Below are 20190 nucleotides of genomic sequence, written 5' to 3'. Positions count from 1 at the left end.
GAGCGGAACCGGGCGTCAGACGTCGCCCGCCAGCACTTGCGCGATGTGCAGCACGCGCGTGTCGCGGTCGCCGGTGCGGCGCAACCGCCCTTCGATGTTCAGCATGCAGCCGAGATCGCCGAGCACGACCGCGCCGGCGCCGGACGCGCGCACGTTCGCGCATTTTTCGTCCGCGATGGCCGCCGAAATGTCGCCGTACTTGACCGAGAACGTGCCGCCGAATCCGCAGCAGTGCTCGCAGTCCTTCATCTCGTTGATCGCCACGCCGCGCTGCGCGAGCAGCGCGCGCGGCTGCGCCTTGACGCCGAGCTCGCGCAGGCCGGAGCACGAGTCGTGATAGGTGACGGGGCCGGTGAATTCGCCGGGCGCGAGCGTGACCTTCGCGACGTTCGCGAGAAAATCGGTGAGTTCGTAGACCTTCTGCTGGAGTCGCCCGTAGCGCGCCATCAGTTCGGGATCGTCGCGGAACAGGTCGCCGTAATGCGCGCGGATCATTCCGCCGCACGAACCCGACGGCGCGACCACGTAATCGAACTGCTCGAACTCGCGCAGCGTCTTCTCCGCGAGGTCGCGCGCGAGCGCGCGGTCGCCGGAGTTGTACGCCGGCTGCCCGCAGCAGGTTTGCGCAGGCGGCACGAACACCTCGTAGCCGGCTTCGCGAATCAGTTTCAGCGCCGAAAAACCGATTTCCGGACGCATCAGATCGACCAGACAGGTCACGAACAAACCGACTCGCATACGTGCTCCTTCGAGAAAACGGGTCTCATTATCCGCCGTTTGGCCGGCAAGACCAACGCCGGCGCGCACGCCGTAACCGGCCCGCCGGAAACGAGGGGTTCCTCGAACGGCGTTCGCTTTTTTCACGATACGAGATACAATCGACGCAACCCGCTTGATGCGTCAACCGATTCTCCGCCGATTTTTCCGCCGATATGACCCAACCCACCCCGGATTCCAAAACCTCGATCCAGGTGATCGAACGGATGATGCGGCTGCTGGACGCGCTCGCCGCGCACAGCGACCCCGTCAGTCTGAAGGAACTCGCGCAACGCACGGAACTGCATCCGTCGACCGCGCACCGCATTCTCAACGACATGGTGACCTGCCGCCTCGTCGACCGCTCCGACCCCGGCACCTACCGGCTCGGCATGCGGCTGCTCGAGCTCGGCAACCTGGTGAAGGCGCGGCTGTCGGTACGCGACGCCGCGCTGATGCCGATGCGCGAGCTGCATCGCCTCACCGGCCAGACGGTGAACCTGTCGGTGCGCCAAGGCGACGAAATCGTCTACATCGAGCGCGCCTACTCGGAGCGCTCGGGGATGCAGGTGGTCCGCGCGATCGGCGGCCGCGCGCCGCTGCACCTGACGTCGGTCGGCAAGCTGTTTCTCGCCGCCGACGAAACCGCGCGCGTGCGCGCCTATGCGACGCGCACCGGGCTGTCCGGCCACACGCAGAACAGCATTACCGACATCGCGAAGCTCGAGCGCGAGCTGGCCATCGTGCGCCAGCAATCGTGCGCGCGCGACAACGAGGAGCTGGAGCTCGGCGTGCGCTGTATCGCCGCGGGCATCTACGACGACTCGGGCAAGCTGGTGGCCGGCCTGTCGCTGTCGGCCCCGGCCGATCGCCTGCAGGACGCGTGGCTCGGCCAGTTGAGCCGCACCGCGCTGACGATCTCCGAGGCGCTCGGCTACCGCCCGGCGCCCGCGAAAGAGACGGAAGGACTGCAGCGGCAGGCGTAATCCGCGCCGCGCCGACGGCTGCAACGAAAAAGCCCCGCGATTGCATCGCGGGGCTTTTTCGTTGTTGGGACATCGGTGCGGCGGGCCGGCCGCCGCAGCGCGATCAGGTGCCGCCGTTCGGCGTATTGGCTGCCGTGAGCCGCTCGCCGCCGCCGGCGTCGAGCCAGTTGCGCAGGCGCGACGCGTCGGCAAAGCGCGAATACTTGCCGAACGAATCGAGCAGCACCATCACCATCGGGCGGCCGTGGATCGTCGCCTGCATCACCAGACACTCGCCGGCTTCGTTGATGAAGCCCGTCTTCTGCAGGCCGATGTCCCACGAGCCATTGCCGCGAATCAGCGCGTTCGTGCTGTTGTAGACCAGCGTGCGCTTGCCCGTGTTCACGTCGTACGTACGGTCGGTCGAGAACTGGCGGATCAGCGGATACTGGTACGCGGCGTTGACCATCTTGACGAGGTCGCGTGCGCTCGACACGTTCGAACTCGACAGGCCCGTCGAATTCTCGAAGTGCGTGTCGTTCATGCCGAGCGACTTCGCCTTCGCGTTCATCGCCGCGATGAACGCCGGGCGGCCGCCCGGGTAATAGCGCGACAGCGCCGCGGCGGCACGGTTCTCCGATGCCATCAACGCGATGTGCAGCATGTCCTCGCGCGACAGGACCGAGCCGACCGACAGGCGCGAGCCCGTGCCCTTCTCGTAGTCGCGGTCTTCGTCGGTGACCTCGATCTGGTCGGTCATCGGCGCCTTCGAGTCGAGCACGACCATCGCAGTCATCAGCTTCGAGATCGACGCGATCGGCACGACGGCGTGCGAATTCTTGTCGAACAGCGGCTCGCCGGTGTTCTGGTCGACGACGTACGCGACGCTCGAGCGCAGCGCGAGCGCGTCGGGCGTGTCGTGCAGGCCGAATGCCTGGCCGACCGTCGGACGGCGCGGCTGGAACGCGACCTTGCGCACCGCGCCGTGATGGCCGCGCACGTTGGCCGCGAGCGTCGCCCGCTTGCGCGTGGCGCGCGGCGCTTCGGCCGACGCGACGTTCGCGGATTTGGCGGAGGCGGCCTTCACCGTCTTCTTCTTCGCGGACGAAGCGGAAGCGGCTTTCTTGGCGGCCTGGTGGGTCTTCGCAGTGGCGGCGACGGCGTCAGCGGGCGCGACGGTCGCGGCAGTCGCGAGCAACGCGACGGCGACCGACACAGCCGTGCCGAGCGTCATGCTCTGCAACAATCTGCGCGGTGAAAACGATTCGGCTTTCATTGGGGTCTGGACAAAGCGGGCGGGAGGTTTCCGCAAGTGTAGTTAAAGCTGAAAAAAAGAGCAATATTAGGCACTTACCGATCGTCTTTAAACCGGAATGTAAGGGTCGACCATGATGCGTCGATCGATCCTCCCGCCCCCATCGAAAAATTTCATGGGCCGCGCTGCCCGACAGTACCCGCCTCCCGATAACCACACGGTTAATTGAGATAACGTCACTTTGGCGACAAATTAAAGCGGGGAAAGTACGGATCCGGCGCTCGGCGGGCCAATGGCATCGGTTTCAACCACGGCGGCGGCACGTCGCCATGGTACGCATCGAAACGACGCGCTTTTCGACCGGAACAGAAGCATAACGTTCCAGGTGCCTGTCAGGTTTACCTGTGCTTGCCGATGGTGCACTGCGCGCTGCCGGGGCAGGCCGCGCAACATGTGGGATTGCGACTGAAATCGGTTCCGGACGGGCGAGTTAACTCGTTGTTTTATAGATAATTTGTCCCCATTGTGCAATGCACAAAAAGTGCTTGACAAGACTTTTCTGTGCCCTAAAATAGGACTCATTGTTGCGTTGCACAAAGCACGTCAACACGAAGTTCCCCGTCGTAGTGCCCTTTATCCCTGCGATCGACGCGATCGCTTTTCAGGAGCTTGACATGTCCTTGCTGACCCCCGAGCAAATCGCCGCCGCACAGAAAGCCAATCTCGAAAGCCTGTTCGGTCTGACGACCAAGGCGTTCGAAGGCGTCGAAAAGCTGATCGAACTGAACCTGCAGGTCGTGAAGTCGACGCTGACGGAAAGCCAGGAAAACGCACAGCGCCTGCTGTCGGTTAAGGACGCGCAGGAGCTGATCGCGCTGCAGGCAAGCCTGTCGCAGCCGGTTGCCGAGAAGGTGCTGTCGTACAGCCGTCACCTGTATGAAATCGCGTCGGCTACGCAAGCCGAGTTCGCGAAGGTTGCCGAAGCGCAATTCGACGAGCAGAACAAGAAGGTCCAGGCGCTCGTCGACAACGTCGCGAAGAACGCGCCGGCCGGTTCGGAAACCGCGGTTGCCGCGCTGAAGTCGGCGCTGAACGCAGCGAACACCACGTACGAAACGGTCCAGAAGGCTGCGAAGCAAGCCGTCGAGATCGCCGAGACGAACTTCAACGCCGCTGCTGCAGTCGCGACGAAGGCTGCGACCGCCGCCGCATCGCGCCGTTCGAGCAAGCCGGCCGCGTAAGCGTCAGCTGCTCCGGGAAAGGCCGCGCAGTGCGCGGCCTATTTCATATTCGGCAGCGGATTCGCGCGTGTGCCCGCGTTCGGCGTTGGCGTGACGCTGCGCCCGCACGAGACAGAACAAAACAAAACGCCGCCGCCCGGTACGACCGGACGGCGGCGTTTTTTCGCGACCGGCGCGAGGCCGGTCGTTAAGGCTGCGTCACTTCTTGCGTTGCGGCGGCAAATCCGTGCAGACGCCTTCATACAATTCGGCGGCCATGCCGACCGATTCGCCGAGCGTCGGGTGCGGGTGAATCGTCTTGCCGATGTCTTCCGCGTCCGCGCCCATTTCGACTGCGAGACACACTTCGCTGATCAGGTCGCCCGCGTTCAGGCCGACGATGCCGCCGCCGATCACGCGATGAGTTTCCTCGTCGAAGATCAGCTTCGTGAAGCCTTCGTCGCGGCCGTTCGGATCGCGCGGCCCGACGCGGCCCACGGGAACACCGCCTTGCCGTACTTGATGCCTTCGGCCTTGCACTGATCTTCCGTCTTGCCGGCCCATGCCACTTCCGGATCGGTGTATGCCACCGACGGAATCTGCAGCGCGTCGAAGTACGCCTTTTCGCCGTGCGCGGCTTCGGCTGCGACGTGGCCTTCATGCACGGCCTTGTGCGCGAGCATCGGCTGCCCGACGATATCGCCGATCGCGAAGATGTGCGGCACGTTCGTGCGCATCTGCTTGTCGACGTCGATGAAGCCGCGCTCGGTGACCGCGACGCCCGCCTTGTCCGCGCCGATCTTCTTGCCGTTCGGGCTGCGGCCCACTGCGACGAGCACGAGGTCGTAGCGCTGCGCTTCCGCGGGCGCCTTCTCGCCTTCGAACTTCACGTAGATGCCGTCTTCCTTCGCTTCCGCGCCCACCGTCTTGGTCTTCAGCATCACGTTGCCGAAGCGCTTCGCGTTGAACTTTTCCCAGACCTTCACGAGATCGCGGTCGGCGCCCATCATCAGGCCGTCCATCATTTCGACGACGTCGATCTCGGCGCCGAGCGTCGAGTACACCGTCGCCATTTCGAGGCCGATGATGCCGCCGCCGATCACGAGCATCCGCTTCGGCAGCTGGCGCAGCTCGAGTGCACCGGTCGAATCGACGACGCGCGGGTCTTCCGGCATGAAGGGCAGCTTCACCGCCTGCGAGCCGGCGGCGATGATGGCCTGCTTGAACTTGACGATCTTCTTGCCGTTGTCGCCCTGCACTTCCATGTGGAACGGGTCGACGAATGCGCCGATGCCGGTCACGACTTCGACCTTGCGCGCCTTCGCCATGCCGGCGAGGCCGGTGGTCAGTTTCTTGACGACGCCGCCCTTGAAGTCGCGCAGCTTGTCGAGGTCGACCTGGGGCTTGCCGAACGTGATGCCGTGCGACGCGAGCGCTGCGGCTTCCTCGACGACGAGCGCCGTGTGCAGCAGTGCTTTCGACGGGATGCAGCCGACGTTCAGGCATACGCCGCCGAGTGTCGAATAGCGTTCGACGAGCACCGTCTTCATGCCGAGGTCGGCGGCGCGGAACGCGGCCGAGTAGCCGCCGGGGCCGGCGCCGAGCACGAGCATGTCGCACTCGATGTCGACTGAGCCGCCGTAGCTGCCGGCTTGCGGCGCGGGTGCCGAGGCGGCTGCGGCCTGTGCCGGAGCCGCTGCCGGTGCCGCGGCCGCGACGGGCTTGGCAGGCTCTGGTGCTTTTGCCGGTGCGGGTGCGGCTGCCCCTGCGGACGCTTCGACGAGAGCGATCACGGTGCCTTGCGAGACTTTGTCGCCGGCTTTGACTTTGATTTCCTTGACGGTGCCGGCGATGTCGCTGGGCACTTCCATGGATGCCTTATCGGATTCGAGCGTGAGGAGCGTTTGCTCTTTTTCGATCACGTCGCCGGGTTTGATGTTGACTTCGATGACATCGACGCCGCTGAAATCGCCGATATCTGGAACTTTGACTTCGATGAGACTCATGTACGTCCCCTTCTTGTTGGCTACGGAGAGGGGAATGGAAACTCGCGCGACGAACCGGCCACGGCCTGACAAGAGAACGCGAACCTGGGCAGAACCACCTTTGCTGTCCGCCCAAGTACGATCCTTTCTTTTTGTTACTTTTCTTTGGAATACAAATAAAAGTGACCGCCACCGCGCAGGGGCGACGCCAGCAGACCGCATGCAAAACAGGTTCAACGACAGTACGGGGCGCACCGACAAAAACGAAAAACGCACGCCCCCGCGAGCCCCTCTTCTCATCAAAGAATGATGCGACGGAAATCCGCGAGCAACGCGCCGAGATACGCATTGAACCGCGCGGCTTCGGCGCCATCGATCACGCGATGGTCGTACGACAGGGAAAGCGGCAACGTCAACCGCGGCACGAACTGCTTGCCGTCCCACACCGGCTTCATCTGCCCGCGCGACAACCCGAGGATCGCCACTTCCGGCGCGTTGATGATCGGCGTGAAGTGCGTGCCGCCGATCCCGCCGAGCGACGAGATCGAGAAGCAGCCGCCCTGCATCTGGTCGGGCTTGAGCTTGCCGTCGCGCGCGGCCTTCGACAGCTCGGCCATTTCCTTCGCGATGTCGACGAGGCCCTTCTTGTCCGCATCGCGGATCACCGGCACGACGAGACCGTTCGGCGTGTCGGCCGCGAACCCGATGTGGTAGTACTGCTTGAACACCAGGTTGTCGCCGTCGAGGCTCGCGTTGAAGGTCGGGAATTTCTTCAGCGCGGCCACCACCGCCTTGATCACGAACGCGAGCATCGTGAACTTCACGCCCGCCTTCTCGTGCTCCTTGTTCAGCTGCACGCGCAGCGCTTCGAGCTCGGTGATGTCCGCTTCGTCGTTGTTCGTGACGTGCGGGATCATCACCCAGTTGCGATGCAGGTTCGCGCCCGAGATCTTCTTGATGCGCGACAGCGGCTTCGCCTCGAACGGGCCGAACTTCGCGAAGTCGACCTTCGGCCACGGCAGCAGGTTCAGCTCGCCGCCGCCTGCCGGCGCGGCTGCCGCGCCCGGCGCCGCGCGCTGGCCCGACATCACGCCCTTCACGAAGCCCGTGATGTCGTCCTTGGTGATGCGCCCCTTCGGGCCGCTGCCCGGCACGCGCGCGACGTCGACGCCGAGCTCGCGCGCGAACTTGCGCACCGACGGCGACGCGTGGCTGGCGCGGTATTCGCCCGACGGGGCGGCAGCCGGCGCAGCAGCGGCCGGTGCCGATGCTGCCGGTGCGGGCGCAGGCGCTGCCGCCGGTGCCGGTGCAGCGGCGGCCGGAGCCGGCGCGCTCGCCGGCGCAACGGCCGGTGCAGCCGCACCTGCCGCTTCGAGCAGCACGATCAGCGTGCCTTCCGACACCGCATCGCCGACCTTGACCTTGATGTCCTTCACGACGCCGGCGGCCGGGCTCGGCACGTCCATCGTCGCCTTGTCCGACTCGAGCGTGACGAGCGACTGCTCTTTCTCGACGGTGTCGCCGATCTTCACGCCGATCTCGATCACCGGGACGTCCTTGTAGTCGCCGATGTCGGGCACCTTCACTTCGAGCGTACCGCCCGACGCAGCCGGCGCAGCAGCCGGTGCTGCGGCAGCGGGCGCAGCAGCCGGCGCCGGCGCGGCGGCCGCTGCCGCGGCGCCGTTCGCCTGCGCGGCCGCGCCGCCTTCGAGAAGGATGATCAGCGTGCCTTCCGACACGGCGTCGCCGACCTTGACCTTCACTTCCTTGACCGTGCCGGCTGCCGGGCTCGGCACGTCCATCGTCGCCTTGTCCGACTCGAGCGTGACGAGCGACTGCTCGGGCTCGACCGTGTCGCCCACCTTGACGAGCACCTCGATGACGGGCACGTCCTTGTAATCGCCGATATCCGGCACCTTCACTTCGATCGCTTGACTCATCTTTTTGTGTCTCCATGGCCGCGCGCGCCCCTCCCGGAAGCGGCGCGCGGCGTCACACGGCGCGTGTGCGTTAAACGGTCATCGGGTTGGGCTTCGACGGATCGAGGTTGTACTTGGCGATCGCGTCCGCGACCACCTTGCGCTCGATCGTGCCTTCGTCGGCAAGCGCGTTCAGCGCTGCGACGGCGACCCAGTAACGGTCGACTTCGAAGAAGTGACGCAGCTTCGCGCGGGTGTCCGAACGACCGAAGCCGTCGGTGCCCAGCACGACGAAGCGGCGATCGATCTGGCCGCGGATCTGGTCGACCAGCGCGCGCACGTAGTCGGTCGACGCGATGACCGGACCTTGCGTGTCCTTCAGGCACTTCTGCACGTGCGACAGGCGACGCTCCTCGGTCGGATGGAGCAGGTTCCAGCGCTCGACGTCGTGACCTTCACGCGCGAGTTCGGTGAAGCTCGGCACGCTCCACAGGTCGGCCGCGACGCCCCAGTCGTTCTTCAGCAGATCGGCGGCGGCGATCACTTCGTTGAAGATCGTGCCCGCGCCGAGCAGCTGCACGCGCGGCGCCTTCTTGTCGGCCTCGGCCTTGCGGAACGCGTACATGCCCTTGATGATGTCGGCCGCCACGTGCTCGCCCTGCGGAATCGCCGGGTGCTCGTAGTTCTCGTTCATCACCGTGACGTAGTAGTACACGTCTTCCTGTTCCTGCACCATGCGGCGCAGGCCGTCCTGGATGATCACCGCGAGTTCGTAGCCGAACGTCGGGTCGTAGCTCACGCAGTTCGGCACCGATGCGGCCCACAGCAGCGAGTGGCCGTCTTCGTGCTGCAGCCCTTCGCCGTTCAGCGTCGTGCGCCCGGCCGTGCCGCCGAGCAGGAAGCCGCGCGAGCGCATGTCGCCAGCCGCCCAGGCCAGATCGCCGATCCGCTGGAAGCCGAACATCGAATAGAAGATGTAGAACGGCACCATGATCTCGCCGTGCGTCGAATACGACGTCGCCGCCGCGATCCAGTCGCACATGCCGCCCGCTTCGTTGATGCCTTCCTGCAGGATCTGGCCGGTCTTCGATTCCTTGTAGAACATCAGCTGGTCGGAATCTTCCGGCACGTACTTCTGGCCGTCCTGGTTCCAGATGCCGATCTGGCGGAACAGCCCTTCCATGCCGAACGTGCGCGATTCGTCCGGGACGATCGGCACGACGCGCTTGCCGAGCGCCTTGTCCTTCAGCAGGATGTTCAGGATCCGCACGAACGCCATCGTCGTCGAGATCTCGCGGCCCTCGCCCGTGCCCTTGAGCAGCGGCTCGAACGCGTCGAGCGCCGGCACCGGCAGCGACGTCGCCTTCTGGCGGCGGTGCGGCAGATAGCCGCCGAGCTCCATGCGCTTCTGGCGCATGTATTCGAGTTCCTTCGAGCCTTCCTCGAACTTGATGTACGGCACGTCGGCGATCTGCTCGTCGGTGATCGGCAGGCGGAACTGATCGCGGAACTTCTTCAGTTGCTCGACCGGCAGCTTCTTCTGCTGGTGCGTGATGTTCATCGCCTGGCCCGACTCGCCCATCCCGTAGCCCTTGATGGTCTTCGCGAGGATGACGGTCGGCGCGCCCTGCGAGTTGCTCGCCTCGTGGAACGCCGCGTAGATCTTGTGCGGATCGTGACCGCCGCGGTTCAGCGCCCAGATGTCGTCGTCCGACCAGTCGGCGACGAGCGCCTTCAGCTCGGGCGTGTTGAAGAAGTGCTCGCGCACGTAGGCGCCCGACTCCGACTTGTACGTCTGGTATTCGCCGTCGACCGCTTCCATCATGCGGCGCATCAGCGCGCCCGTCTTGTCGCGCGCGAACAGCGCATCCCAGCGGCTGCCCCAGATCACCTTGATCACGTTCCAGCCGGCGCCGCGGAACTCCGATTCGAGCTCCTGGATGATCTTGCCGTTGCCACGCACCGGGCCGTCGAGGCGCTGCAGGTTGCAGTTGATCACGAACACGAGGTTGTCGAGCTTTTCGCGGCTCGCCATGCCGATTGCGCCGAGCGATTCCGGCTCGTCCGTCTCGCCGTCGCCGAGGAACGCCCAGACCTTGCGGCCGGCCGTCTGCGCGATGCCGCGCGATTCCAGGTACTTCATGAAGCGCGCCTGGTAGATCGCCATGATCGGGCCGAGGCCCATCGACACCGTCGGGAACTGCCAGAAGTCGGGCATCAGCCACGGGTGCGGGTACGACGAGATGCCGTTGCCGTCGACCTCCTGACGGAAGTTGTCGAGCTGTTCTTCCGACAGGCGGCCGAGCAGGAACGCGCGCGAGTATACGCCGGGCGACGAGTGGCCCTGGACGAACACGAGATCGCCGCCGTGCTGGTCGGACGCCGCGTGCCAGAAGTGGTTGTAGCCGACGTCATAGAGGGTCGCGGCCGATGCGAACGACGCGATGTGGCCGCCGACGTTCGTGTCCTTGCCTGCGCGCAGCACCATCGCCAGCGCGTTCCAGCGCGTGTACGAACGGATGCGGTGCTCGATGTCCTGGTCGCCCGGAATCTTCGCCTGGGCTTCGACCGGAATCGTGTTGATGTACGGGGTGTTCGCGGAGAACGGCAGGTGTTCGCCGTGCATGCGCGCGAATTCGATCTGCTTTTCGATCAGGTAGTGCGCGCGGCCGGTGCCCACGGAGGAGATCACGCCGTCGAGCGACTCGAGCCATTCAACGGTTTCTTGCGGATCGTCGTCACGCTCGGCGGCGACGTATTTCATCACTTCGTTCGGTACAGCGGACATTCTCGTCTCCTGGGTCCTGGAATGTGAGGATCGCTCTCGTGCAGACGACGCGTCGCGGCCGGCTGCGGGCAAGCTCGACGGATTGTAATGAGCGCCTACGGCCGCGCGCAACAAAATTTTCGAATTGTGAGATCTTTTCTCGTAATGCGGAATATTGTTGCGGCGCACCCATGCGTCGGGGCTCGGCGGCACGCGCGGCGCGCACAAATTCGTTTCCGCTCAACATATCCGGTATGGGTTTTCCATGTATTGCGCTGCGCTACAATCCTGCCATGTTGACCGATCGGCTTTTCGCACGCTCGGCGCGACCGTCGGGCCCGCCGGCGGAGTCGCAGCCGTCCCGCTGGCACCACGGACCGTGGTGGTCGAACTCCTATCTGCTGACGCCGCTGCTGTCGATCCTCGTGTTCCTCGTGGTGATGAGCCTGATTCTATGGAGCCTCAATCGCCGCGAACAGCAGCAGCAGGAAGACACGCTGTTCCGTAACGTTGCGTGGGCGCAGCAGCAGATCCGCCTGTCGATGACGGGCGCGCAGGAGCAGTTGCAGGCGCTGTCGCGCGATCTCGCATCCGGCCGCCTCGACCAGAACGCCTTCCAGATGGCCGTCGCGGACGTGATGCAGACCCATCCGGAAATCCTCTATCTGAACTGGTACACGGCGCCCGGCGTGCAGCGCTGGCCGACCGTGCATCCGCCGCTGCTCGGCCAGCGGCTCGCGAAGCCCGGCGACGCGCAGATGGAAGACGCCGTGCGCGGCGCCTACGACGAAGCGCGCAGCACGCGCCGCCAGGCCTATTCGCCGCTGATCTACGACGACTTCGGCAACGGCTTCATCACGCTGCAGACGCCCGTGATGCGCGGCGATCGCGAATACCTCGGCTCGATCGCCGCGGTGTTCTCGGTCGAAGGGATCCTGAAGCACGACATCCCGCAGGAGCTGTCGTCGAAGTACAAGATCTCGATCACCGACTCGAACAATCGCGAGCTGTCGTCGACGTCGACGCGCCCGCGCCTGCCGCGCGACTCCCACTACGACCTGCCGCTCGACCCGCCCGGCCAGGGGCTGACCGTGCGCGTGTACGCGTTCCCGCAGCTGACGAACCTCACCAACAACACGCTCGTGTGGCTCGTGGCCGGCCTGTCGTGCTTCGTGCTGTGGAGCCTCTGGAGCCTGTGGAAGCACACGCGGCAGCGCTTCGAGGCGCAGCAGGCGCTGTACGCGGAAGCGTTCTTCCGCCGCGCGATGGAGAACTCGGTGCTGATCGGCATGCGCGTGCTCGACATGCACGGCCGCATCACCCACGTGAACCCGGCGTTCTGCCGGATGACCGGCTGGGATGAAAGCGACCTGGTCGGCAAGGTCGCGCCGTTCCCGTACTGGCCGCGCGACGCCTACCCGGAAATGCAGCGCCAGCTCGACATGACGCTGCGCGGCAAGGCGCCGAGCTCGGGCTTCGAGCTGCGCGTGCGGCGCAAGAATGGCACGCTGTTCCATGCGCGCCTGTACGTGTCGCCGCTGATCGACAGCTCGGGCCGGCAGACCGGCTGGATGTCGTCGATGACCGACATCACCGAGCCGAAGCGCGCACGCGAGGAGCTCGCGGCCGCGCACGAACGCTTCACGACGGTGCTCGAAAGCCTCGACGCCGCCGTGTCGGTGCTGGCCGCGGACGAGGCCGAGCTGCTGTTCGCGAACCGCTACTACCGCCACCTGTTCGGCATTCGCCCGGACGGCCATCTCGAGCTGTCGGGCGGCGGCTTCGATCGCGCGCAGGCATCGTCCGACTCGATCGACATGGTCGACGCCTTCGCCGGCCTGCCGGCCGCCGCGCTGACCAACAGCACGGCCGACGCGCAGGAGGTCTACGTCGAGAGCATCCAGAAGTGGTTCGAGGTGCGCCGCCAATACATCCAGTGGGTCGACGGCCACCTCGCGCAGATGCAGATCGCGACCGACATCACGACCCGCAAGAAGGCGCAGGAACTCGCGCACCAGCAGGAAGAGAAACTGCAGTTCACGAGCCGATTGATGACGATGGGCGAAATGGCGTCGTCGATTGCTCACGAATTGAATCAGCCGCTCGCCGCGATCAACAACTATTGCTCGGGCACGCTCGCGCTCGTGAAGAGCGGCCGCAGCACGCCCGAGACGCTGCAGCCGGCGCTCGAGAAGACCGCGCAGCAGGCATTGCGCGCGGGGATGATCGTCAAGCGGATTCGCGAATTCGTGAAGCGCAGCGAGCCGAAGCGCCAGCCGGCGCGCGTCGCGGACATCGTCGCGGATGCGGTCGGGCTCGCCGAAATCGAGGCCAGGAAGCGCAGGATCCGGATCGTCACGGAAATCCTCGCAAGAATGCCTATTATTTATGTCGACCCCGTGCTGATCGAGCAGGTGCTCGTGAACCTGATGAAGAACGCGGCCGAGGCGATGGCCGACGTGAAGCCGGCGTCGGCGGACGGCGTGATTCGCGTCGTCGCCGACATCGACGCGGGCTTCGTCGACATCCGCGTGATCGATCAGGGCCCGGGCGTCGACGAAGCGACCGCCGAGCGCCTGTTCGAACCGTTTTACAGCACCAAGTCCGACGGCATGGGCATGGGGCTGAACATCTGCCGTTCGATCATCGAATCGCATCGGGGGCGTCTGTGGGTGGTCAACAATGTCGAACCGGACGGCCGCATTTCCGGCGCGACATTCCACTGCAGCCTGCCCATTGGGGAACCCGCTGATCTCGCCCAAGGGGGGCGCGAGTCATCGGCATCACATACCGTCACGGGAGAACTATGAATAGCCCTGTTACCACCACTCAGGAAACCGTCTTCGTCGTCGACGACGACGAGGCCGTACGGGACTCGTTGCGCTGGCTGCTGGAGGCGAACGGCTATCGCGTGCAGTGCTTCTCGAGCGCCGAGCAGTTCCTCGATGCATACCAGCCGGCGCAGCAGGCCGGCCAGATCGCATGCCTGATCCTCGACGTGCGGATGTCGGGCATGAGCGGCCTCGAGTTGCAGGAACGCCTGATCGCCGACAACGCCGCGCTGCCGATCATTTTCGTCACCGGTCACGGCGACGTGCCGATGGCCGTCTCGACGATGAAAAAGGGTGCGATGGACTTTATCGAGAAACCGTTCGACGAAGCCGAGCTGCGCAAGCTCGTCGAGCGGATGCTCGACAAGGCCCGAAGCGAAAGCAAGAGCGTGCAGGAACAGCGTGCCGCGAGCGAGCGCCTGTCGAAGCTGACGGCGCGTGAGCAGCAGGTGCTCGAGCGGATCATCGCCGGCCGCCTGAACAAGCAGATCGCCGACGATCTCGGCATCAGCATCAAGACGGTCGAAGCGCACCGCGCGAACATCATGGAGAAGCTCAACGTCAACACCGTGGCCGATCTGCTGCGCCTCGCGCTGTCGAAAAAGCAGGCCTGACGTTGCGCACGGCCGTCGGGCGCCCGCCCGGCCGCCTCGCCGTTCCCTCGCGCCGCGCGCTGCGCCCCACTCGCGCGGCACGGCCGGGCGCCTCCTCCCGGGGCGCCGGCCCCGCCGTCATGACGCTTTCCTTGTATTCACTGTCGGACGACGGCAGGCGAACGGTATAATTGCGTGCTTTGCTGCGGCGCTTCGCGCGCCGCACGACCGCATTCCAACTTCCCGGCAGGACCACCACCATGACAGCCCTCCTCATCGACGGCAACGCCCTCTCGAAGACCTTGCGCGCGCAGGCCGCCGAACGCGCCGCCGCCCTGACCGCACGCGGCCACCAGCCCGGTCTCGCGGTGATCCTCGTCGGCGCGAACCCGGCGAGCGAAGTCTACGTGCGCAACAAGATCAAGGCGTGCGAGGACAACGGCTTCTTCTCGCTGAAGGACGCCTACCCGGACACGCTGTCGGAGGCCGACCTGCTCGCGCGCATCGACGAGCTGAACCGCGACCCGAAGATCCACGGGATCCTCGTGCAACTGCCGCTGCCCGCGCATATCGACAGCCACAAGGTGATCGAGGCGATCGCGCCGGAGAAGGACGTCGACGGCTTTCACGTCGCGAACGCCGGCGCGCTGATGACCGGCAAGCCGCTGTTCCGCCCGTGCACGCCGTATGGCGTGATGAAGATGTTCGAGGCGCACGACATCCCGCTGCAAGGCGCGAACGCGGTCGTGATCGGCCGCTCGAACATCGTCGGCAAACCGATGGCGATGCTGCTGCTCGAAGCCGGCGCAACGGTGACGATCTGCCACAGCAAGACGCGTGACCTCGCCGCGCACACGCGGCAGGCCGACATCGTCGTCGCCGCGGTCGGCAAGCGCAACATCCTGACGGCCGACATGGTCAAGCCGGGCGCGACGGTGATCGACGTCGGCATGAACCGCGACGACGCAGGCAAGCTGTGCGGCGACGTCGACTTCGCCGGCGTGAAGGACGTGGCCGGCCACATCACGCCGGTGCCGGGCGGCGTCGGCCCGATGACCATCACGATGCTGCTGATCAACACGATCGAAGCCGCGGAGCGCGCAGCCGCAGCCTGAGCGCCGCGCGCTCGCGCCCGCCCCTTCTGCCGACGCGCATTCGCGCGCCGGCGTCTCCCCGGCCGCGGCCATGCCCGCGGCCGTGTCAGCACCGCGCCGCCGCGCCCGCACCGCCGCCGCTCGTCGCGTGTCGTCACAATCCGACCCCGCGCCGCCGCCCGCACGCAATCGCATCGTTAGAAACTAACGATTGGAAACCGCGCCGTGCGCCCCAATAATGTCGGTATCGGGCGCCGCCGCAGCGCGCCCCACCCTTTTCACTCCGGTTCATCCGGCAACAGACAGGGAGTCTTAATGTCCGCCAGCGCCAATACCAATCCGCTCCTCGATTTCTCCGGCCTGCCCCGTTTCGGCGAGATCCGCCCGGAACACGTGACGCCCGCGCTCGACGTACTGCTGGCCGCCGCCAACCGCGCGGTCGACACCGCCAGCGCAAGCGAGACGCCGGCGACCTGGGCTGCGATCGTCGAGACGGTCGAGCAGGCGACGGAGCCGCTCGGGCGCGCGTGGGGCGTCGTCGGCCACCTGAACGCGGTCGCCGATACGCCCGAACTGCGCGCCGCGTACGGCGAAAATCTGCCGCGCGTGACCGAGTTCTGGTCGAGCGTCGGCCAGAACCTCGCGCTGTACGAAAAGTACAAGGCGATCGCGGCGGGCGCCGAATACGCGACGCTGTCCGCCGAACGCAAGAAGATCCTCGATAACGCGCTGCGCGATTTCCGCCTGTCGGGCGCCGAGCTGCCCGAAGATCAGAAGCCGCGCTTCGCGGAATTGCAGGAGCAGCAGGCCGCGCTGTCGAAGGCGTTCTCCGATCACGTGCTCGACGCGACCAACGCGTACGCGTATTTCGCGCAGGACGAAGCCGAGCTGGCCGGGCTGCCGGGCGACGCGATCGAGGCGGCCCGCGAAGCCGCGCAGAAGGACGGCAAGGAAGGCTGGAAATTCACGCTGCACTTCCCGTCGTACTTCCCGGTGCTGCAATACGCCGAGAACCGCGCGATGCGCGAAACGATGTACCGCGCCTATGCGACGCGCGCGTCGGAACTCGGGCCGCAGTACGGCGGCGGCAAGGCCGAGTGGGACAACACGGCGATCGTCGCCGACGAGCTGAAGCTGCGCCGCGAAGAAGCGCAGATGCTCGGCTACCGCAACTTCGCCGAAGTGTCGCTCGCGCCGAAGATGGCCGAATCGCCGCAGCAGGTGATCGCCTTCCTCGAGGATCTCGCGACGCGTGCGCGCCCGCACGCGGAGAAGGACTGGGACGAATTGCGCGCGTTCGCCGCGAAGGAGCTCGGGTTCACCGAGCTCGCGCCGTGGGACGTCGCGTTCGCGGCCGAGCGCCTGCGCCAGCAGCGCTACGCGTTCTCGGAGAACGAAGTCAAACAGTACTTCCCGGAACCGGCAGTGCTGAAGGGCCTTTTCACCGTCACCGAAACGCTGTTCGGCGTACGGATCAAGCCGGACGATGCGCCGGTCTGGCACAAGGACGTGCGCTTCTTCCGCGTCGAGAACCGCGACGGCTCGCTCGTCGCGCAGTTCTATCTCGACCTGTACGCACGCGAAGGCAAGCGCGGCGGCGCGTGGATGGACGATGCGCGTGCGCGCGCGAAGCGCGACGGCGCCGTTCAGACGCCGGTCGCGTACCTCACCTGCAACTTCTCGGCGCCCGTCGGCGGCAAGCCCGCGTGCTTCACGCACGACGAAGTGATCACGCTGTTCCACGAATTCGGCCACGGGCTGCATCACATGCTCACGCGCGTCGACGAGCTGGGCGTGTCGGGCATCAACGGCGTCGAATGGGACGCGGTCGAGCTGCCGTCGCAGTTCATGGAGAACTTCTGCTGGGAATGGGACGTGCTGTCGTCGATGTCGTCGCACGTGGAAACCGGCGCCGCGCTGCCGCGCGAGCTGTTCGACAAGATGATCGCCGCGAAGAACTTCCAGAGCGGGCTCGGCACGCTGCGGCAGATCGTGTTCTCGATGTTCGACATGCTGCTGCACGTCGACTTCGACCCGGCCGGCGCGACCGGCGTGAACGCCTTCGCGCGCGAGATCAACGAGCGCTACCACGTGATCCCGCAGGCGGCCTTCTCGCGCTGGCCGAACACGTTCAGCCACATCTTCGCGGGCGGCTATGCGGCCGGCTACTACAGCTACAAGTGGGCCGAGGTGCTGTCGGCCGACGCGTATGCGGCGTTCGAGGAAGCAGCGGCCGAAAGCGGCAGCGTGCTCGACGCGACGACCGGCACGCGCTATCGCCGCGAGATCCTCGAAGTGGGCGGCAGCCGTCCGGCGATGGATTCGTTCAAGGCGTTCCGCGGCCGCGAGCCGGAAATCGACGCGCTGCTGCGTCACAACGGTATGGCAGCGCCCGCGCAGTGATCGCGCGTTGCCGGGCGGTTCGCCCGGTGGCTTCGGCAGGCACCGCTTCGGCGGTGCTTTTTTCATTGTGCGGGCGTTGGACCGGATGGCTCGGCGGCCGGGTTTGAACCGCTGGTCGGGGCGTCGGTCCGGGCGTTCGTTGAATGGTCGGCTGGGTCATTGGTTGACTCTGCAGTTGAGCCCTCGGCCGGATCCTCGATTGACGCGCCGGCTGCGTTCTCGGTCGGCTCCTCAGTTGACTCCTCGGCTGGGTCCTCGTTCGACTCCTCGGTCAACTCCTCGGCTGCCGCATCGGCGCCCCCCTCAACCGACTCATCCACTGCATCGCCGAACAGCGAGAACTGCCCATGGCGCTCGGCCGTGTTCTCGTCGATGCGCACGCCGACGCCTAATAACCGCACGGCCTGCGCGCGCCGCTGCAGCCCCTTCGCGAGCAACGCGACGGCCGTCTGCGCATTCGTCGCGTCGGCCACGCATTCGACCGTCGTGCGCTGGAAATCGGCGAAACGGATCTTCACGTACAGCTTGCGGATCGATCGCGCGGCGCCCGCGCGCGCGATACGCGCATCGAGCTGCTCGACGAGACGACGGATTTCCTGCGCGCATTGCTCGAGCGTCGTCAGGTCGGTCACATAGGTCGTCTCGACGCTGACCGACTTGCGCTCCTGATCGGCCTGCACCGGCCGCTCGTCGATGCCCCGCGCGAGCTGGTACAAACGCCGGCCGAACGCGCCGAACTCGCGATGCAGATCGATCAGCGACCAGTCGCGCAATTGCGCGCAGGTCTGGATGCCGAGCCGGTCGAGGCGCGTGGCCGTCACCTGCCCGACGCCGTGCAGCTTGCGCACCGGCAGCGCCGCGACGAACGCATCGACCTCGTGCGGGCGCACGACGAACAGCCCGTCGGGCTTGTTCCAGTCGGACGCGATCTTCGCGATGAACTTGTTCGGCGCGACGCCCGCCGACACCGTCACGCCGACCGTCTCGTACACGCGCTGACGGATCTCCCGCGCAATCAGCGTCGCGCTGCCGTGGCACAGCTCGGAGCCACTCACGTCGAGATACGCCTCGTCGAGCGACAGCGGCTCGACGTCGCGCGTGTAGTCGCGATAGATCGCCATGATCTGCCGCGATGCCGCGCGGTACTTGTCCATCGCGGACGGCAGGATCAGCAGGTCCGGGCACTTGCGCATCGCGAGCGCCGACGACATCGCCGAATGCACGCCGTAGCGCCGCGCCTCGTAGTTGCAGGTCGCGATCACGCCGCGCTGATCGGGCCGGCCGCCGACGGCGAGCGGCCGATTGCGCAGCGACGGATCGTCGCGCATCTCCACCGATGCGTAAAAGCAGTCGCAATCGCAATGGATGATCTTGCGCACGCGCGGCGGCGCGTCGCCAGGCGGCGGCAGGTGCGAATCGGCAGGCTCGGGAGTGGTCGGCTTCACGGTGCCGATACTGTACAAAAACACAGTGACCGTTTCAACTGCCGCGTGCTGCCACGTACCGGCGAATACGGACAGTCCGACGCGGCGCCGACCCAGCTCGGCCAGCGGCGCCGTACCGGTCGGCTGCGCACGGATCGTACCGCCGCGCGCGCCGGTCGGCCCCTATACTCGTTCGCCACGACAGATGAAACGCAAAGGTGACGAATGAAGACGATCGGCCTGATCGGCGGGATGAGCTGGGAATCGTCGGCGGAGTACTACCGGATGATCAATCGCTATTCGAAGGCATTGCACGGCGGCCATCACAACGCCAAGAGCGTGCTGGTCACGGTGGACTTCGCGGAGATCGAGGCGCTGCAGCGCGCGCAAGACTGGCGCGCGCTCGGCGAGCGGATGGCCGACGCCGCACGCCGGCTCGAAGCGGCCGGCGCCGACCTGATCGTGCTGACGACCAACACGATGCACCGCGTGCACGACGCGATCGAGGCGGCGGTAACGCTGCCGTTCCTGCACATCGCGGACCCGACCGGCAACGCGCTGCGCGCCGCGGGCGTCGAGCGCGTCGCGCTGCTCGGCACGCGCTACACGATGGAGCTGCCGTTCTATGCGCAGCGGCTGCGCGACCGGTTCGGGCTCGACGTGCTGGTGCCGGACGAACCGGCGCGCGCCGACGTGCACCGGATCATCTACGACGAGCTGTGTCACGGCCGGATCGACGCGCATTCGCGCGCGACCTATGTCGCGATCATCGACGAACTCGCGCGACGCGGCGCGCAGGCGGTCATACTGGGCTGTACGGAAATCACGCTGCTGATCGGCGACGCAGACTCGCCGCTGCCGGTGTTCGACACGACCACGCTGCATGCGAAGGCGGCGGTCGAGTGGGCGGTAGGCTGAAAACAAAAAACCCGGCACGGGGCCGGGTTCCTGTCGACGAAGCGCGCATCGGTCAGTTGC

The 20190-nt window shown here is 66.0% G+C and carries 12 protein-coding genes and 2 pseudogenes; 7 read left to right on the top strand and 7 right to left on the bottom strand.

The features are described from left to right. Positions 1-15 precede the first annotated feature (15 nt). A complete protein-coding gene (locus MBR110_RS07435; RefSeq protein WP_011885419.1) occupies positions 16-738 on the bottom strand; it encodes a (Fe-S)-binding protein in 723 nt (240 codons plus the stop codon). Between the two features lie 194 nt (positions 739-932). Between MBR110_RS07435 and MBR110_RS07430 the strand changes: the two genes are divergently transcribed. After that, entirely contained in the window at positions 933-1742 is an 810-nt protein-coding gene (locus MBR110_RS07430; RefSeq protein ID WP_011885420.1) for an IclR family transcriptional regulator, read from the top strand. Positions 1743-1845: 103 nt separating this feature from the next. Here the strand turns inward: MBR110_RS07430 and pbpG are convergent, their stop codons facing one another. Next, positions 1846-2997 (bottom strand): D-alanyl-D-alanine endopeptidase, encoded by a 1152-nt coding sequence (gene pbpG, locus MBR110_RS07425; protein WP_011885421.1) that lies wholly within the window; start codon positions 2995-2997, stop codon positions 1846-1848. A 653-nt stretch (positions 2998-3650) separates the two neighbouring features. Here pbpG and MBR110_RS07420 point away from each other — a divergent pair. Next, complete coding sequence (locus tag MBR110_RS07420; RefSeq protein ID WP_011885423.1) at positions 3651-4217, top strand: phasin family protein; 567 nt, start codon at positions 3651-3653, stop codon at positions 4215-4217. 198 nt (positions 4218-4415) lie between these two features. On the opposite strand, the pseudogene lpdA reads toward MBR110_RS07420, so the two are convergent. The 4 genes and pseudogenes from lpdA to MBR110_RS32590 all read right to left on the bottom strand — a co-directional run. Beyond that, a pseudogene (gene lpdA / locus MBR110_RS07415) lies at positions 4416-6202 on the bottom strand (dihydrolipoyl dehydrogenase). 278 nt (positions 6203-6480) lie between these two features. Beyond that, positions 6481-8121, bottom strand: coding sequence for a dihydrolipoyllysine-residue acetyltransferase (gene aceF / locus MBR110_RS07410; RefSeq protein WP_059603722.1), 1641 nt, complete (start codon positions 8119-8121; stop codon positions 6481-6483). Positions 8122-8191: 70 nt separating this feature from the next. After that, a complete protein-coding gene (gene aceE, locus MBR110_RS07405) occupies positions 8192-10888 on the bottom strand; it encodes a pyruvate dehydrogenase (acetyl-transferring), homodimeric type (protein WP_011885426.1) in 2697 nt (898 codons plus the stop codon). Between the two features lie 135 nt (positions 10889-11023). Further along, a pseudogene (locus MBR110_RS32590) lies at positions 11024-11241 on the bottom strand (hypothetical protein); the annotation flags it as partial. Here MBR110_RS32590 and fixL point away from each other — a divergent pair. From fixL to MBR110_RS07385, 4 genes are all read left to right on the top strand, one after another. Further along, a complete protein-coding gene (gene fixL, locus MBR110_RS07400) occupies positions 11161-13677 on the top strand; it encodes an oxygen sensor histidine kinase FixL (RefSeq protein WP_011885427.1) in 2517 nt (838 codons plus the stop codon). The pseudogene MBR110_RS32590 and the gene fixL overlap by 81 nt on opposite strands. Next, positions 13674-14312: an oxygen response regulator transcription factor FixJ gene (gene fixJ, locus MBR110_RS07395; protein WP_006493245.1), complete on the top strand. Its 639-nt coding sequence runs from the start codon at positions 13674-13676 to the stop codon at positions 14310-14312. Before fixL ends, fixJ begins: the two co-directional genes overlap by 4 nt. Before the next feature lie 239 nt (positions 14313-14551). Continuing rightward, a complete protein-coding gene (folD, locus tag MBR110_RS07390) occupies positions 14552-15406 on the top strand; it encodes a bifunctional methylenetetrahydrofolate dehydrogenase/methenyltetrahydrofolate cyclohydrolase FolD (protein WP_046428805.1) in 855 nt (284 codons plus the stop codon). Between the two features lie 294 nt (positions 15407-15700). Then, entirely contained in the window at positions 15701-17788 is a 2088-nt protein-coding gene (locus MBR110_RS07385) for a M3 family metallopeptidase (RefSeq protein WP_014723292.1), read from the top strand. A gap of 62 nt (positions 17789-17850) precedes the next feature. Here MBR110_RS07385 and dinB read toward each other — a convergent pair whose 3' ends face one another. Next, the gene (dinB, locus tag MBR110_RS07380) at positions 17851-19257 is read right to left on the bottom strand and encodes a DNA polymerase IV (RefSeq protein WP_081053541.1); all 1407 of its coding nucleotides are present in this window, start codon (positions 19255-19257) and stop codon (positions 17851-17853) included. Between the two features lie 180 nt (positions 19258-19437). Between dinB and MBR110_RS07375 the strand changes: the two genes are divergently transcribed. Further along, positions 19438-20130 carry an aspartate/glutamate racemase family protein gene (locus MBR110_RS07375; RefSeq protein WP_011885431.1) on the top strand — a complete coding sequence of 231 codons (693 nt, stop codon included), beginning with the start codon at positions 19438-19440 and terminating at the stop codon, positions 20128-20130. The last annotated feature ends 60 nt before the right edge of the window (positions 20131-20190 follow it).

The sequence above is a fragment of the Burkholderia sp. MBR-1 genome (genome assembly GCF_013822785.1).
Taxonomy (GTDB): Bacteria; Pseudomonadota; Gammaproteobacteria; order Burkholderiales; family Burkholderiaceae; genus Burkholderia; species Burkholderia vietnamiensis.
The sequence above is the reverse complement of the archived record's forward strand: the minus strand, read 5'-3'. Positions and strand labels throughout refer to the sequence as shown.